Source organism: Planktothrix sp. PLAVEN19ND (assembly GCF_057220675.1).
The window spans coordinates 4,881,591-4,897,102 of the sequence record NZ_CM170132.1; the positions used below are offsets into that span (position 1 = coordinate 4,881,591).

The following is a 15,512-nucleotide window of genomic DNA, read 5'->3' on the forward strand; positions in this document are numbered from 1 at the left end:
TAAAAAATGATATTTTTTTCCGAAAAAAAAATTAAAGTTAATCCAGTATTAACAGCAGTTATTGTCAGTAGTTTGATTTTATTTGCTTGTAGTAGTTTACGTCATTTTTTATTTCAATCTAATGCCTATGATTTAGGGATTTTTGATAATGGAATTTACTTAATTAGTCAAGGAAAAGAACCCTTTGTTTATTTTCGAGGATTACATATTTTAGGAGATCATGCCGCCTATATTCTGTATATTATTGCCCTATTTTATAAACTTTACCCCGATATTCATTGGTTATTTGCTATTCAAGCGATTTCCCTTTCCCTTGGTGCATTACCCACCTATCAGCTATCTTTACAAGCAGGATTAAAAGAAACCCAAGCTCAAACCCTAGGCTTTATCTATCTATTATATCCTTTAATTTTTAATGTTAATTTATTTGATTTTCACCCCGAAGTAATCGCCTTACCTGCGATTTTATATGCTATTTTAGCAGCTAGAAATAATAATATTTTAGGATTTATAGTCTCAATTTTTATTGTTTTAGGCTGTAAAGAAGTTTTATCTTTAGTATTAATAGCAATGGGGATATGGTTATGGCTATTTGAGAAAAAACGTCGTTGTGCTGCGATCGCAATTATTTCAGGACTTGGCTGGTTTTTCCTCTCTACCGAATGGATTATCCCCCACTTTTCCCAAGCCCCACCCATCGCCGTTGGAGTCTATAGTTTCCTGGGAAATTCTCTATTTGAAATCAGCTTAAATATTCTATTAAAACCTGGATTAGTATTGAGTAAAATCTTTACATGGGCTAATTTAGAATATTTGATTTTACTCTTAATTCCCTTAATTTGGGGACTTTCTTGGCGACATTTAACCCCTTTAATTGGGGCGGCACCGATTTTATTTTTAAATCTCTTAGCCGAAAATCCCCAAATGAAGAACTTAACGCAACAATATTCCCTAGGGATTTTGCCTTTTCTTTTATTAGCTATTATTGCCAATTTATCAACGGGGGGAGGATGGATTAAACAAAAAAAATGGATAATTTTATGGTCTTTAATTTGCTTTTTTGCCCTGGCAAAATATGGTTATTTTACCTCCAGATATCTCCAAACCCTAGATAATTGGCAAGCTACACGGGAAGCTCTAACCTATATTCAAACCCAAAATCCGGTTTTAACCACGGATAAAATTGCCCCCCACCTCACCCACCGCCCTATCCTACAATTAGCTATCCAAGGACGAGAACAGACCGATTTAAAACCCTTTCAATATATTTTATTAAACCAACGTCACCCCGGATGGCCGAGTTCTCCCGAATTAGTCACCGGATTAATAAACCGATTAAAAAATCACCCTGATTTTCAATTAAAATATCATCAGGATAATGTTTGGTTATTTGAACAAGATTCTGTTATAAAATAATCCTTTGTTGTTGGGATAAAGCCCGGAAAGATGGGGCTAAAGCCCAACAACAAACTCAACAACTTTTGATTATTTAGATTGGGCTTGAGTCCCTTGTTTAGTTTTAGAAATTTCACCACCGAGAATTTCTAACCCCTTCACATATTGAGGATCATCAATTGTCCCCACTTTAGTCCGATCTTTTCTTAACTCATCTCGTTGTTTTTCAGTGAGTTCAATTTTAACATCCGGTTGAATGCCTTCATGGTTAATATCTCGACCACTGGGGGTAAAATATTTAGCAATAGTTACTGCTAAACCCGAACCTTTTCCCACGCCTCTGACCGACTGAACTAACCCTTTGCCAAAGGTTTTTGTTCCGACTAAAAGTGCCCGCTTATTATCCTGTAATGCACCGGATAAAATTTCGCTGGCACTGGCTGATCCGCCATCTACTAAAACCACTAATGGCTTAGTTGTTAAAGCTCGATTATTTGCCTTTTGACGGTCGGTTTCGCCTTGGCGATCCACCGTAGAAACAATATCTCCTTTACTTAACCACATCCGCGCAATTTCAACGCTAGAATACAGTAAACCCCCAGGATTTGAGCGTAAATCTAGGACATAACCCGAAACATTTTGTTTTTCTAAATCATTAATTGCTTCTCGCATTTCTTCAGCGGCGTTGGCGCTAAAAGTATTTAACCGAATATAACCAATATCTCCCATAGAACTGGGATTTTTAGAAGCACGAACCGGATGGATTTCAATGCGATCGCGAGTAATTTTAAAATCCAAAGGTTTATCCCCCCGCAGGATTTTAATATTAACTTTCGTCCCCACCGGGCCCCGAATTAAACTCACCGCTTCATTAATATCCATGCCCTCGGTGCTGCGACCATCAATTTCAGTAATAATATCCTGGGATTGAACCCCAGCACTAAAGGCGGGGGAATCCTCAATCGGTGAAATCACCACTAACTTTTTCGTTTTTTCATCCTGGGTTAATTGAATCCCTACCCCCGTCAACTCCCCGGAGGTGTCAATTTGCATATTTTTGAATTCTTCGGGGTTCATGAAGCGAGTATAGGGGTCATCTAGCTTCTTCAACATTTCCCGAATGGCTTTATAAGCCTGTTCGTCGTCGGTATAGTTTCGGTTTAAATACTCCGTGCGGGTTGCCACCCAGTCCACTTGATTAAAGGTGCCATCCACATAGTTTTTTTGGATCACCTGCCAAACTTCATCAATCAACTCCTTTGGGCTTTCCCGAAGGGATGCCTGACTAGAAAGATGAATTCCCGCTCCGGCAACGGTTACAGCCGTTAACATTATTGCCGTCGCCCCAAGAACTAGCCCACTTCTTGAAATAATCATCGGTTTGCTGAACTAGAAAATAGAAATTTCAATATCAATATGCCCAATGTAGCATAGGTTTCAGCTTTCAGGTTTTCAGAAGCAGTCAGAAACAATTTTCCCCCCACTCCCCCACCTCCCCTACCTCCCCTACTCCCCCTGCTCCCCCTGCTCCCTACTCCTATCTAGGGATCAACCCAACGACCATCAGCTTTAATCAAATTAATTAATTCCTCAACCCCTTGGGTTTCAGGAACTTTTTTAATCTCCTCTCTACCCCGATATAGGGAAATAAAACCCGGTTGTTTACCAACATAACCATAGTCAGCGTCAGCCATTTCCCCAGGGCCATTCACAATACATCCCATCACCGCAATATCTAAACCGGTTAAATGTTTTGTGGCTTCACGAACTTGATGTAAGACTTCTTCTAAATTAAATAAAGTTCGACCGCAGGAGGGACAAGCCACATATTCCACCATGGTTTTCCGCAGTCCCAAAGCTTGCAGAATACTATAACAAACCGGGATTTCTTTTTCGGGAGCTTCAGTTAAAGAAACCCGAATCGTATCACCAATTCCTGCTGCTAATAAAGTTCCGATTCCGGCCGTTGATTTAATTCGGCCATATTCCCCATCTCCGGCTTCTGTCACCCCTAAATGTAAGGGATAATCCATGCCTAATTCATCCATCCGTTTGACCATCAAACGGTTAGCCGCCACCATCACCGGAACCCGGGAAGCTTTCAGGGAAATAACAATATTTTGAAAATCCAAAGATTCACAAATTTTAATAAATTCTAACGCCGATTCCACCATGCCTTCCGGGGTATCACCATAGGTAAATAACATTCTTTCTGCTAAGGAACCATGATTTACCCCGATGCGCATTGCCTTACCTTGATCGCGCAAAGATACCACTAAAGGTTCTAAGGTTTGTCTAATTTTATCGCCAATTTCATTAAATTCAGTTGGGGTGTATTCCGTGCGATCGCTTTTCGGTTTTTCAAACACATATAACCCGGGATTAATTCGCACCTTATCCACATATTTTGCCACTTCCAGGGCAATTTTCATCCCATTATGATGAACGTCCGCCACCAAGGGCACAGGTTGATAGGTTTGGGCTAATTTCTGTTTAATTTTCCCCACGGCGGTGGCATGACCTACACTGGGAACCGTCACCCGCACAATTTCACAGCCAATTTCATGCAGACGACGCACCGCCGCCGTTGCCCCCTCAATGTCCATCGTATCCTCATTAATCATTGATTGGACAACCACGGGATGGCCGCCCCCAATGGTAACCGTCCCTACCTGGACAGGACGGGTTTGACGGCGGTGAATCATCGTATCCACCGAAGTTTGACTAGCAGGGGTTTGGGTAGGAATAGGTAAAGTTTGCATAGTTAATAATTGATTTTTGTCAATATAGCGATCGGAATTTTTTTTCCTATTGATTAATAGATTGCCACAAAAGGGGCATTTAGGGAATTACCGTTCTGTAAAACTTACCTGAACATGAATTTAGCGCAAAGAGGGTTGGGAGACCCAACCCCTACAGGTTTTTATCACAAATCCGACAAGGATTGCTATATATGGTTTAAATCCTGAAAAATCCTTAATCAGTTATTCTCAACCCAACCTAGGGGGAATATTGAACCCGATAAATCCGACCATTACTTTCCTCAGTAAAAATTAAACTGCCATCGGGTAATACTAACAAACCCACCGGACGACCCCAAGTTTCAGGAATAGCAGGATTGACTAAAAATCCGGCTAAAAAATCCTCGTAATATCCCAGGGGACGACCTTGATTAAAAGGAATAAAAACTAATTTATATCCCGTACCAGAATTGCGATTCCAACTGCCTCTAAACGCCACAAAACCGCCATTTTTGTATGGTTTTGGGAAGGTATTCCCATCATAAAATTGTAATCCTAAAGCCGCCGAATGGGCTTGAAATAAAACATCGGGTTTTAAGGTTTTCTCAACTAAATCCGGGCGGACACTTTGACCATTTTGAACATGACGCGGATCTAAATTATTAGGTGTAAAATAACTATAGGGCCAGCCATAGAATTCTCCTGGACGAATACGGGTAAAATAATCGGGAACTAAATCATCCCCTAACCCATCCCGTTCATTAACGGTTGTATAAAGTTCTTTGGTTTCTGGATGAAAATCTAACCCCACAGGATTTCTTAATCCATAAGCAAAGGTTTGTTGATTAGACCCGTCTAAATTCATGACTTGAACCGATGCCCGGGGAGGATTTTCTTCACTGACATTTGTTTTTGAACCGATGGAAACATAGAGTTTTTGATTATCAGGAGAAACGATAACATTTCGTGTCCAATGTTGGTTATATCCACCTCCAGGTAACTCCGCTATTTTTTCGCCTGTTCCCGTGAGTTGCTGTTGATTATTATAGGAATAACGTCTAACTTCATTTGTATTTCCTAAGAAAAAATAACCAGGTGAAAATGCCATTCCAAAAGGAATATTTAAGCCATTTTTGCTATCTGCAAAGGTTTTAATTTGATCAGCTACCCCATCTTGGTTGGTATCTTTTAATAACCGAATGCGGTTTTGTTTGGTTTCTGTCACTAATACATCACCATCGGGAGTTAACGCTAACCACCGAGGATTATCTAAATTTTCGGCAAAGATATTAACTTTAAATCCCGGGGGAACATTTAAAACGGGATGATTAGGAATGGGAATAACTTGGGGGGGTTTCGATGCACTCTCACTATGGAAAGGTGGCGGTAAATCTTCTAAATTAATCCGAATCGGTTGGGGGGATAATGGTTTTATTATAATATTATTTTGGGTTTCGGTCGCAACGGAAATGGAGGAATTTGTGGGAGTGCGATCGCTATTTTGTTGACAACCAATTAATACTCCTAAAAATAATAAGGGAAAATAACGTAATCTGGACATAATTACCCCGCTATTATTTGAGTTGGTGAACCCTATTAAGATTTAAAATCATGGGCGGTACAAGATTCGAACTTGTGGCCTCTTCCTTGTAAGGGAAGCACTCTACCGCTGAGTTAACCGCCCGATTAACACATCTAGCTATTATAGCATAAACTTTTAGAATCGCAACCCTATTTTCCATGATTGATCATTTTACCCCATGCCATCAGGTCAAACCCACGACCAGATCACCCTTTGGAGCTTACCCTTTATTGCGGGCTTAACCTTTAGCCAAACCCGCAGCAGTCATCTGACCTTTCTGGTGACGGGGAGTTTCCTATTTAGTGGCTTAATGTTTGGCCCCGATTTAGATATCGACTCCCGACAGTTTCAACGGTGGGGGATGTTGCGGTGTTTTTGGGTGCCCTACCAAAACAGTTTGCGCCATCGCTCCTTTTTATCCCATGGGCCTTTTATTGGGACGGCGTTAAGGATTCTTTATTTAGGCGGCGGTCTGGGAATTTTGGGATTTTTAGGGTTAATAGTGGCACAATATTTAGAGTTACTAAATAGGGAACCCTTAGAAATAGTTCAGACTATTTTGCGATCGCTCTCCAATTATCCGAGGGAATGTATCGCCATTTATTTAGGATTAGAAATGGGAGCCATGAGTCATTCCTTTAGCGACTGGTCTAACTCTTTATATAAAGAGTTTAGAAAATGGCTAAAAACCGGAAAAACTCACACAGAGATCACGGAAACTCCCAAACCCAAAAAAACCAAGCGTCAAGTGTCTGCATCTTCCCAACTGGAGCTTCCCCCAATTAAACCTAAACGTCAAAAATCTAATCCTACAACGGCTAAAAAATCTTCCCGTCGTCCTAAAAAATAACCCATTTTTGATCATAAAATTCGAGAATTTGAAATGAGTAACACCGAAAAGATCACCCTGAATCCTACATTAATTGCTCTGCAAAACTTAATTGATGTTGTTGCCAAATTGCGATCGCCCGAGGGGGGATGTCCTTGGGATTTGGAACAAACACCAGAAACCTTAGTACCCTATATTATTGAAGAAGCCTATGAGGTAGTAGATGCAATTCGGAGTGGGGATCAAAAGGCGATCGCCGATGAATTAGGGGATTTACTCTTACAAGTGGTTTTACAAGCCCAAATTGCTGGAGAATCGAATCAATTTTCTTTAGAAGAAATTGCCAATAATATTACAGAAAAATTAATTCGTCGCCATCCCCATGTCTTCGGGGAAGTGGAAGTGAATAGTGTCGAAGAAGTGAGGCAAAATTGGGAAGAAATCAAATCAAATGAAAGAGGAGAAACACCCGAAACTAAAACTTTTAGTTCTAAATTAAGCCGTTATGCGCGACAATTACCTCCCTTAATTGCCGGGATGAAAATTTCTCAAAAAGCCGCATCTATCGGTTTTGAATGGGATAATATTGAGGGGGTTTGGGATAAATTTGAGGAAGAAGTTGCCGAATTTAAAGAAGCGATTCAAGGCACTGATAAGGAGCATCAACAAGCAGAATTAGGGGATATTTTATTTGTCTTAATTAATTTAGCCCGTTGGTATAATTTAGATCCCCATATTGGCTTACAAGAAACTAATCATCGTTTTATTAAACGGTTATCCAAGGTTGAGGAATATTGCGATCGCCCCTTATCAGAATACAGTTTAGAGGAATTAGACGCCCTCTGGCAACAAGCAAAAGCCATCCTAGCCCAGAAATAAAGGCTAAATCGTGCTAAAATAGAGAAGGTTTATTAATAGTTTTGGTAAGTTATTATGCCATCTTTAGAAGTTCGTGAATTTGCTAAAAAAATTAACCAATTATCTTTTGAGGATAAACAATGGTTATTACAACAACTAATGCAAGAAATTACTATTTCTGACAATTCTGATCTAAACTCATCTAATGCTTTGACGAATGAGGTTAAAAAGACATTTAATATTACTCCTGCTGTACCAGGAAGCGGTTATACTGATACAGCAATCAATCATGATCAGATATTAGCTAATACTCTATTAGGTGAGTCATGATTAAAGCGGTTATTGCTGATACAACTCCTCTTTATGCTTTAGTTGATTCTAGTGATCAATACCACCTAAAAGCTCGGCAAGAATTATCACAAATTCAGTTATTAAATTTGAAAGTGATGATTCCTTATCCTATTGTTTTGGAAACTTATACTTTGGTTTTGTACCGTTTAGGTATTCAAAGAGCTATTAAATTTTCAGAAGAAATCAAAGAGTCGGCTGAGTTGATTCATCCTTCAGAAGAAGATTATACTTTGGCATGGCAGAAAGTTAAACAATATACGGATCAAAAAATTACCTTATTTGATGCTGTCATAGCTAGTATTTCTCAACGCTTAAATACTCCTGTCTGGACTTATGATCATCATTTTGATCTGATGTTGATCCCAGTATGGAGATTAAATTAATGATAAATCTTGATACTCATATTTTAATCTGGTTTATTAGTGGTGATGAACAACTGAGCCTTTAGGCTAAAGAATTAACAGGAAATAAAGAAACACAAAGGCACAAAGACACTAAGAAAGAGATTAAGAGTAAACTTTGTTTAGAAATAGAAAATGAAGAATTTTTAAAGATAATAATTTATTAGATGAGGAGTTTTTAGACTTACGATAATTACAGCTTAATTCTCCGTAGGGTGCGTCAAATAAAAAAGTTATTGATTAAAATTCTAACTTGAATATTTGACGCACTCTGCGGCTACTAAGGTAAACCATCACACGGGGGGGTACCACCAGAACCGATGCCCATAGCGCTTTCAGCATTGTCGCCGATTTGGTCTATAATACATTTAGATGCTGGACATCCAAGCATCACATCATTGACTGTTGAAGCACCTCGACATTTGGCATTTTGAGGTCTAATAATCACATCCCCTTGGCCTGGACATGGTGCCCAGCGTGATGACGCATAATAAAAACATAAGTCTTGGCCAGTGTCAGGATTAGTGTAAGTTTTCGGAGAAATTCTCTGATTCCAGGGACTATCCCCATACTGTGCTATAATACTAGGGTTATTCGATTTGAGAATAATACTTGTATGATTAGCATTAATGCTAGGGGTTTCCGGTAGATTAGCATTAGCATTTTGGCTGCCTTTGATAACAGCCCCACTTAAGGCTAAAAGACTACCGAGTAATAGGATAACGGCTTTTTTCTTCATTGATTTCTCCCCCACTAACGAGTAGGAACACCACAATTATTTCTAGTTTTAGACACCTTTATTCTAAAGTCTGTTTAAAAAATTAATCCTGCTAAAAAAACAGATTTTCACGGGAGTTTTGTGACAAAATATTGAGCAAAAATACAGAAAAGTTAGGAAAAATTGGGATCAAGATCAGCTATAATGCTCAAAACCTTTATCCTATATACATTCTATGGATGTAAATGAAGTGTTACAATTTGTAGATCGCCTTGTTTTTGAACAAACTGGAAAACACCTTGATGATGTTCAAAAGTCTATAGTTGAAGGAACTTGGCAAAGGCAAACCTATGATAATATTGCCCATGAGTGTCATGTTAATAAAAATTATGCTAGTGATGTAGGGGCTGAATTATGGCAACTTTTATCTCAAGCATTGGGCGAAGATATTAAAAAAACTAATTTTCGTTCTACATTGGAAAGAGTTTATATTGAATCATCACAAAATATTTGTATTGGTACTAATCATAATTTTACTTTTAGTTCACAAACCTTAAATAACCCCAATCAAAATAATCGAGAAACTGATATAAAATCTCAATCACCCTACTATGATTTAACCTTAACTCCCAAAATAATAAATTTTTATAATAGACAGTCTGAACTTAAAGTCCTTTATAGTTGGATCTTAGATGATGATATTCGTTTGATTTCAGTTTTAGGATTATCTGGAATAGGGAAAACGACTCTAGTTAAAAGATTTGTGGACTTAAACTTAGATAAATTTGAGGTGATTATCTGGAAAAGTTTAAAATATCCCAAAGATTTAGAATTGCTTGTTAAGGATTTATTGAATGCTTGTAAGCAAGAATACAAAGCAACTATAGATGACAACTTAAAACAATTATTTGATGTTTTCACGGATAAAAAATGTTTGATTATCCTTGATGACGTTCATAATATTTTTACCCAGGGTGAATTTTCTGGACAATATCAAAGTGTTTATCAAGATTATCAAAACTTTTTTAAACTGATCACAGAAACAGAACATCAAAGTCATCTAATTTTAATGAGTCAAGAACAATGTGCAGAAATGGAATGTTTGGATGAGGAATTATATCCGATTAAATCTTTAAAATTATCCGGTTTAGAGGATGGAGAAATTTTGTCAGGGATAGGATTAAAACAAGATCAGGATAGCGGGTTAAAATTGATTGAAAAATATCAAGGAAATCCGATGTATTTGAAAGATATTGCTCTTTTAATTAAAGATGTTTTTGATGGTGATGTGGCTGAATTTTTAGCTGAGGATAGTTTAGTAATTACTAAAGAAATGCGATCGCACTTTAACCAATTATTCAATAGACTTTCACCCGTCGAACAAAAAATTGTTTTAGAATTGAGCAAATTTGATCAACCTGTTTCCAGAGAAGATTTAAGACAACATTTAGACTTGTCCTCAATGGACTTAATTAATGGTTTAAAATCTTTACAACAACGGTATTTAGTTAGTAAAATTAAAGCCGATACAATTTTGTTTAATTTGTCTTGCATTTTCAAGGAATATATGATAGAATAGAGAACAAATTCCAATGATTTTCTAGCTATTGAATGATGTTATAAAATATTGGATATATTTGTGACTGAAACTGTATATATCGAAACCAGTATAATTGGCTATCTAACTGTCCGATCAAGTAATAACTTGATCCTGATGGCTAATCGAGAAATGACTATAGATTGGTGGGAAAAACGCCGGAGTCAGTTTACACTTTACATCTCTCAGGTAGTTTTAGATGAAGTAGCTGAAGGAGATGCTGAAATAGCAACTAAGCGACTGGAAATTTTGAGGGATTTTCCCTTACTCGGATTAAATTTAACGGTAGAAAACTTAGCCAAACAATTTCTGACTCTAAGCAATCTTCCCCCCAAAGCTGCTAATGATGCGTTACATATTGCCCTGGCTACAGTCTATGGTTTGGATTATCTGTTAACATGGAACTGTAAGCATATTGCTAACGCCCAGATTCAGAAAAAATTAGGGCAAATTAGCCGAGAATCAGGATATTCTCTACCAACTATTTGTACACCTTTTGAGTTAATGGGAGATTAAGTAACAATGTGGTACGATGAAGTCTTAGCAGAAATTTATAAATATCGAGAAGAATACGCTAAATCCTTCGATTATAATTTACACGCTATCGTTGAAGATTTAGAAAAAAAACAAGCTGCTAGTGGTAGACAAATTATTTCTACACCCATGATCAAACCTAATCAGCAAGAAAACAAATTTTTAGTGGAAACTTAAAATATGGAATATTAGGATGTATCTCGCTATTAATATCCGCCTGTTTAGGTAAAAACTAAGGATATTTGGCAAGGGATGGCAATAGTTGATCACCCTTCCCAAAAACCGCGAAGATTTATTCTGTCGACTTCTAACTAATAATTAAGGTTTGAAACCAACGGCCTCAGAAATTGATTTTAAACCATATTGATCTAATTTCTGTAGGAGTCCTGCTAATATGCTTTTTACCATTCCTGGGCCTTCATAAATCCAACCCGTATATACTTGAATTAAACAAGCTCCGGCGGTGATTTTTTCCCAAGCATCATCGGCGGTAAAAATTCCCCCCACTCCAATAATAGGTAACTGTCCTTGGGTATTTTGATGAATCCAACGAATCACTTCTGTTGACCTTTCTTTGAGAGGCGCACCACTAATTCCCCCCGCTTCTTGGGTGATATAACTTCCGGTTTGGGGTAGCCATTGGGTTTTTAATCCTTCCCGTTTGATGGTGGTATTAGTAGCAATAATTCCGGCTAATTTATAGGTTTGGGCTAAATTTACCACATCGGCGATCGCATCCCATTCTAAATCCGGTGCAATTTTAATTAAAATCGGTTTATTATCCGTATTTTCAGTTTTTAAAACCGCTATAATTTTACTTAATTGTTCTGCATCTTGGAGCGATCGCAATCCGGGGGTATTAGGAGAAGAAACATTAATAACAAAATAATCCCCATAGTCTTTTAATAGTTTAAAACTGCCTAAATAATCTTCGGCGGCGGCTTCTAAAGGAGTAATTTTAGATTTTCCTAAATTAATTCCGACCGGAATAATAAATTTTTGTTGATGTTTTTCCCGTAACCGTTGCGCCAAGATTTCCGCCCCTTGATTATTAAATCCCATGCGATTTAAAATGGCTTCATCCTCAACTAATCTAAATAATCTGGGTTGGGGATTTCCGGGTTGAGGATAGAGGGTTACAGTCCCCAATTCCGTAAATCCAAACCCCAAACTTTGCCAAATTCCGGCCGCCACCCCATCCTTATCAAACCCGGCGGCTAAACCCACGGGATTAGTAAAATCTAAACCCCATAATTGTTGCTGTAAACGGATATCCTGTAAACAGAATGAGGGCTTAAGTTGAGATTCTAGCCAATTCATCGGTGACTGAGACTGATTTTGCTCAATCCAACTCAGGACTTCTAAAGCGCGATGATGCGCCCATTCGGGGTCAATCTTGAGTCCATAAAATAAAAGGGGTTTAACGGCGCTGCGGTAAATATCCAAGATAGTCTCCTCTGATCATGTCCTGATTCCCAAATTTTTAATTTAGTCTATTTTTGAGTAAAAGGGTGAAATACTAAGGGTAAGATAGAACCATTAACCAGACTAACGGGTAGAGTATTTTTCCTACCCTATACCAGAAAAGTGTACGGCTTTAGAATCTTAATTAAAATTTTAATTTTGAATGTTAATTAAAAGATACGATTTGGGAGTTTATTATGGGTCAATTTGAGGAATCGACCGCATTAGAGCAACCCATCATGACCTTGGGGCGTGTTCTCCAGACCCTACAAGATGAAGATAATGTTGATGTTTTAATCGAAACGATTTTAAACTATTTGAAAACCGAGTTTAATTATAGTTTGATTTGGATTAGTTTGTATGATCGTTTAGATCATCGTTTAATTGGCAAAGGGGGAATTACCCCAACGGAAGATAATTGGTTAATTAAACAACGATTTATCTTATCTCCTGGGGATTTACTCGAACAGTTAGTGATTCAAATGCGACCTTTAGTTGTCCCCGATCTGCGGTCAGAAACTCGCGCTGGCGAGTGGCAAAAAGCTGCCCAAGCCTTCAATATTCAGGGATCAATTTTATTTCCCATGCGCTATAAAGATCGGTGTTTTGGTGTCGTCTTATTAGGATCAACGGAGTGGGGAATTTCTCCGAGTTCGACGGAAAAAGAACTAATTTCAATGGTTTTAGGAACCTTAGCGGCTTCTTTATTCCAAATTGAAACCACTTGGATGTATCAACAAACTAAACGACCTGACCAACCTTTTTTAAAACTTTTAACTCAATTTAGAACCCTAAATACTTTAGATAGATGTTTGGAAGTGGCGGTGGAAACCACCCATGAATTTATTGAACCCACCCGCACTAATGTCTATTGGTATTATCGAGAAGGGCGTTATTTTTGGCGCCGGGCGAGTAATCAACAAAAACTTCCCAGTGTCAGTTTAATGAAACAAGCTGCTTCGGGAGTAACAGTACAGGATTTAGGAGAGTTTTATCAAGCGTTAATTTCCGATCATTTAGTGTCCATTGGAGAGTCTTATAGTTCCTTAAGAGCGGATACAACGGAACGATTAATGGAGAAAATTCGCGCCCGTTCCCTATTAGCGGTTCCGATTCTTTTTAATCAAGAAATGTTAGGATTTATTGCGGTTGAAGGTCAAAATCCCAGGATTTGGCAGGAAAATGAAAAACAATTTTTGCGAGGTGTGGGGCAATTAATTTCCTTAACCGCCCCCTTAGCGGAAATGGAAGTTAAAATTCGACAAGCGGAACTGGATCAGTCCCTGACGGCTAAAGTTACCCGTGCGATTGTGGATGATCAAGATTGGCAACTTTCTTTAAAAACTACCGCTAATTTGTTGTGTCAGCGATTAAATACGGGACGATTTTTATTAATTAAACGTCATCTTAAAACGGCAAAATTTGAGATTATTTATCAATATTATCCTTTAAATAGAAACGCAATTTTTTCGCCCTTAGATTCTCTGACTTCCCAAGATTGGCAATCTTTAAAAAATGAGAATGAACTTTTGCTAATTGAAAATTATGATGAAGATGAAAAATTAAAACCTTGGCGCAATCAACTTCGGGATGCGGGAGTAAAATCGCTAATACTTTGTCCAATTAATTCCTGTTTAACTACGGAAAAAGATCAACAGGAAAAAATATCTCAGGAGTTATTATTAATTGGTCATGAATCTCCTAGAACTTGGGATCGAGCCGAACAAGAATTAGTTAAAATTGTCAGTAAACAATTGAGCGTGAGTTTACGTCAGTGGCAATTAAATCAACGGATTAAATCTCAGGAAGAATTTAATCAAGCCTTGGATTGTTGTTGGTCAATCTTGAAAAATACTAATAAATTACAACAATTAGAAAAACAATTTATAGAAAAAATATCGGAATTTTTAAAAAGTCCTTTAGTTGTATTATTAACATGGAATGAAGGAGAAAAAAGAGCAAAATTAGTCAATTATGCTGCTCATCAATCGGAATTATTACTTAACTCTGATCGATTAATTTCTATAGCTAAAGATCCTCTAATTCAACACGCTTTATTAACAAAAGAATTGTTTTTCTGGCCTGTAAATGAGTTGTCTGCGTACACTAGACAATGGTTTACTAGCGCTGTCGATAAAATTTTAGTTATGACCCTTAAAACAGCTTCTGAACACAATCCTACAGGTCTTTTAATTATTGCTGATCCCGAAAAAATTCAAACCGAATCAGGACTATCTTTAACGATGCTCAATTCCTTGGTCACCCAATTTTCCTGGTCACGTCGGTATTTAAGGATTCAAGATGTTTTAAAAACTCAACATGAAGAATTACAATGGCTGAATTGGTATAAACAAAGGCGCTTAGAAGAATTCTATCGAACCGTAGGCGGAGGATTGAAACAATTAAACGAATTAAATCAATCTCCGTTTCAATCAACCGATCCCCAAAAAACACAACTTTCCCATTTACGCTATCAACAATTATTGCGTCAAATGGGCAGTGCTTTAGCTTCCACCAGTTCCTTAATTAAACAGGAACAATGGCGACTTCATCATCAAAATGATATTATTCCGATTACGAATTTATTGCGCAGGGTGCGAGAACGAATTAATGCTATTATTAGAAACAAACAAATCCAATTAGTTGTTAAACAACAGGAAAACTTTAATGTTATTGGCGATCATATTAAACTAGAACTTGTTTTTTATGAAATCCTCTTAACTACCTGTCACCGGGCGGAACCGGGTGGCATCATTGAGATAATCACTCAACCTTTAAATGATCATCAATTAGAACTGATGATTACAGATTATGGTATAATCAATCCTCAACTGATTCTTGAGTTAAAAATCGGTCATTCTCCCGATTTACTGGCTCCCTCTCCCCTATCTTCTCCCCCAGGTCAACAGCTTTTAATTTGTCAACAAATGTTAGAAAAAATGGCAGGAAAATTCCTAATAGAATCAGGAGAAAATCAACAAATTATAACTCGGATTATTTTAACCTTATCTCCGGCAAGCTAGATCAATGATTTACTAATAA

Annotated in this window: 14 protein-coding genes and 1 tRNA gene; 9 read left to right on the forward strand and 6 right to left on the reverse strand. The window is 37.7% G+C overall.

From position 1 onward, the window contains the following. The first annotated feature begins 6 nt into the window (after positions 1-6). Complete coding sequence (locus AC2D3N_RS20945) at positions 7-1,416, forward strand: DUF2079 domain-containing protein (protein WP_484692029.1); 1,410 nt, start codon at positions 7-9, stop codon at positions 1,414-1,416. 69 nt (positions 1,417-1,485) lie between these two features. Here AC2D3N_RS20945 and ctpC read toward each other — a convergent pair whose 3' ends face one another. The 4 genes from ctpC to AC2D3N_RS20965 form a co-directional block, all read right to left on the reverse strand. Continuing rightward, positions 1,486-2,772, reverse strand: coding sequence for a carboxyl-terminal processing protease CtpC (ctpC, locus tag AC2D3N_RS20950; protein ID WP_200816826.1), 1,287 nt, complete (start codon positions 2,770-2,772; stop codon positions 1,486-1,488). A gap of 164 nt (positions 2,773-2,936) precedes the next feature. After that, on the reverse strand, positions 2,937-4,157 hold the full coding sequence (gene ispG, locus AC2D3N_RS20955; protein ID WP_079680805.1) for a (E)-4-hydroxy-3-methylbut-2-enyl-diphosphate synthase: 1,221 nt from the start codon (positions 4,155-4,157) through the stop codon (positions 2,937-2,939). A 238-nt stretch (positions 4,158-4,395) separates the two neighbouring features. Continuing rightward, positions 4,396-5,697 (reverse strand): PQQ-dependent sugar dehydrogenase, encoded by a 1,302-nt coding sequence (locus AC2D3N_RS20960; protein WP_484692030.1) that lies wholly within the window; start codon positions 5,695-5,697, stop codon positions 4,396-4,398. Between the two features lie 51 nt (positions 5,698-5,748). Next, positions 5,749-5,820 (reverse strand) — tRNA-Val (locus AC2D3N_RS20965). A gap of 76 nt (positions 5,821-5,896) precedes the next feature. On the opposite strand from AC2D3N_RS20965, the gene AC2D3N_RS20970 reads away from it, so the two are divergent. From AC2D3N_RS20970 to AC2D3N_RS20985, 4 genes are read left to right on the forward strand one after another with little or no spacing between them, the layout of a single operon-like run. Next, on the forward strand, positions 5,897-6,568 hold the full coding sequence (locus AC2D3N_RS20970) for a metal-binding protein (protein WP_079680807.1): 672 nt from the start codon (positions 5,897-5,899) through the stop codon (positions 6,566-6,568). A gap of 33 nt (positions 6,569-6,601) precedes the next feature. Further along, complete coding sequence (gene mazG / locus AC2D3N_RS20975; protein ID WP_484692031.1) at positions 6,602-7,426, forward strand: nucleoside triphosphate pyrophosphohydrolase; 825 nt, start codon at positions 6,602-6,604, stop codon at positions 7,424-7,426. Positions 7,427-7,480: 54 nt separating this feature from the next. After that, the gene (locus AC2D3N_RS20980; protein WP_227381522.1) at positions 7,481-7,735 is read left to right on the forward strand and encodes a hypothetical protein; all 255 of its coding nucleotides are present in this window, start codon (positions 7,481-7,483) and stop codon (positions 7,733-7,735) included. Continuing rightward, positions 7,732-8,139 carry a type II toxin-antitoxin system VapC family toxin gene (locus AC2D3N_RS20985; RefSeq protein WP_227397893.1) on the forward strand — a complete coding sequence of 136 codons (408 nt, stop codon included), beginning with the start codon at positions 7,732-7,734 and terminating at the stop codon, positions 8,137-8,139. The genes AC2D3N_RS20980 and AC2D3N_RS20985 overlap by 4 nt, the downstream gene beginning before the upstream one ends. 298 nt (positions 8,140-8,437) lie before the next feature. Here AC2D3N_RS20985 and AC2D3N_RS20990 read toward each other — a convergent pair whose 3' ends face one another. Then, on the reverse strand, positions 8,438-8,932 hold the full coding sequence (locus AC2D3N_RS20990; RefSeq protein ID WP_227397894.1) for a hypothetical protein: 495 nt from the start codon (positions 8,930-8,932) through the stop codon (positions 8,438-8,440). Between the two features lie 178 nt (positions 8,933-9,110). Here AC2D3N_RS20990 and AC2D3N_RS20995 point away from each other — a divergent pair, with 178 nt between their 5' ends. From AC2D3N_RS20995 to AC2D3N_RS21005, 3 genes are read left to right on the forward strand one after another with little or no spacing between them, the layout of a single operon-like run. Next, a complete protein-coding gene (locus AC2D3N_RS20995; RefSeq protein ID WP_484692032.1) occupies positions 9,111-10,454 on the forward strand; it encodes a helix-turn-helix domain-containing protein in 1,344 nt (447 codons plus the stop codon). A 60-nt stretch (positions 10,455-10,514) separates the two neighbouring features. After that, the gene (locus tag AC2D3N_RS21000; RefSeq protein WP_484692033.1) at positions 10,515-10,988 is read left to right on the forward strand and encodes a type II toxin-antitoxin system VapC family toxin; all 474 of its coding nucleotides are present in this window, start codon (positions 10,515-10,517) and stop codon (positions 10,986-10,988) included. A 6-nt stretch (positions 10,989-10,994) separates the two neighbouring features. Next, complete coding sequence (locus tag AC2D3N_RS21005; protein WP_484692034.1) at positions 10,995-11,183, forward strand: hypothetical protein; 189 nt, start codon at positions 10,995-10,997, stop codon at positions 11,181-11,183. Positions 11,184-11,324: 141 nt separating this feature from the next. Here AC2D3N_RS21005 and AC2D3N_RS21010 read toward each other — a convergent pair whose 3' ends face one another. Further along, a complete protein-coding gene (locus AC2D3N_RS21010; RefSeq protein WP_484692035.1) occupies positions 11,325-12,452 on the reverse strand; it encodes a quinone-dependent dihydroorotate dehydrogenase in 1,128 nt (375 codons plus the stop codon). A gap of 215 nt (positions 12,453-12,667) precedes the next feature. Between AC2D3N_RS21010 and AC2D3N_RS21015 the strand changes: the two genes are divergently transcribed. Then, positions 12,668-15,493: a GAF domain-containing protein gene (locus AC2D3N_RS21015; protein WP_079680815.1), complete on the forward strand. Its 2,826-nt coding sequence runs from the start codon at positions 12,668-12,670 to the stop codon at positions 15,491-15,493. Positions 15,494-15,512 lie beyond the last annotated feature (19 nt).

Excerpts from the sequence above, each read along its gene's own strand:
- AC2D3N_RS20945 (WP_484692029.1), top strand. The coding sequence starts at position 7 with ATGATATTTTTTTCCGAAAAAAAAATTAAAGTTAATCCAGTATTAACA.
- ctpC (WP_200816826.1), bottom strand. The coding sequence starts at position 2,772 with ATGATTATTTCAAGAAGTGGGCTAGTTCTTGGGGCGACGGCAATAATG.
- ispG (WP_079680805.1), bottom strand. The coding sequence starts at position 4,157 with ATGCAAACTTTACCTATTCCTACCCAAACCCCTGCTAGTCAAACTTCG.
- AC2D3N_RS20960 (WP_484692030.1), bottom strand. The coding sequence starts at position 5,697 with ATGTCCAGATTACGTTATTTTCCCTTATTATTTTTAGGAGTATTAATT.
- AC2D3N_RS20970 (WP_079680807.1), top strand. The coding sequence starts at position 5,897 with ATGCCATCAGGTCAAACCCACGACCAGATCACCCTTTGGAGCTTACCC.
- mazG (WP_484692031.1), top strand. The coding sequence starts at position 6,602 with ATGAGTAACACCGAAAAGATCACCCTGAATCCTACATTAATTGCTCTG.
- AC2D3N_RS20980 (WP_227381522.1), top strand. The coding sequence starts at position 7,481 with ATGCCATCTTTAGAAGTTCGTGAATTTGCTAAAAAAATTAACCAATTA.
- AC2D3N_RS20985 (WP_227397893.1), top strand. The coding sequence starts at position 7,732 with ATGATTAAAGCGGTTATTGCTGATACAACTCCTCTTTATGCTTTAGTT.
- AC2D3N_RS20995 (WP_484692032.1), top strand. The coding sequence starts at position 9,111 with ATGGATGTAAATGAAGTGTTACAATTTGTAGATCGCCTTGTTTTTGAA.
- AC2D3N_RS21005 (WP_484692034.1), top strand. The coding sequence starts at position 10,995 with ATGTGGTACGATGAAGTCTTAGCAGAAATTTATAAATATCGAGAAGAA.
- AC2D3N_RS21015 (WP_079680815.1), top strand. The coding sequence starts at position 12,668 with ATGGGTCAATTTGAGGAATCGACCGCATTAGAGCAACCCATCATGACC.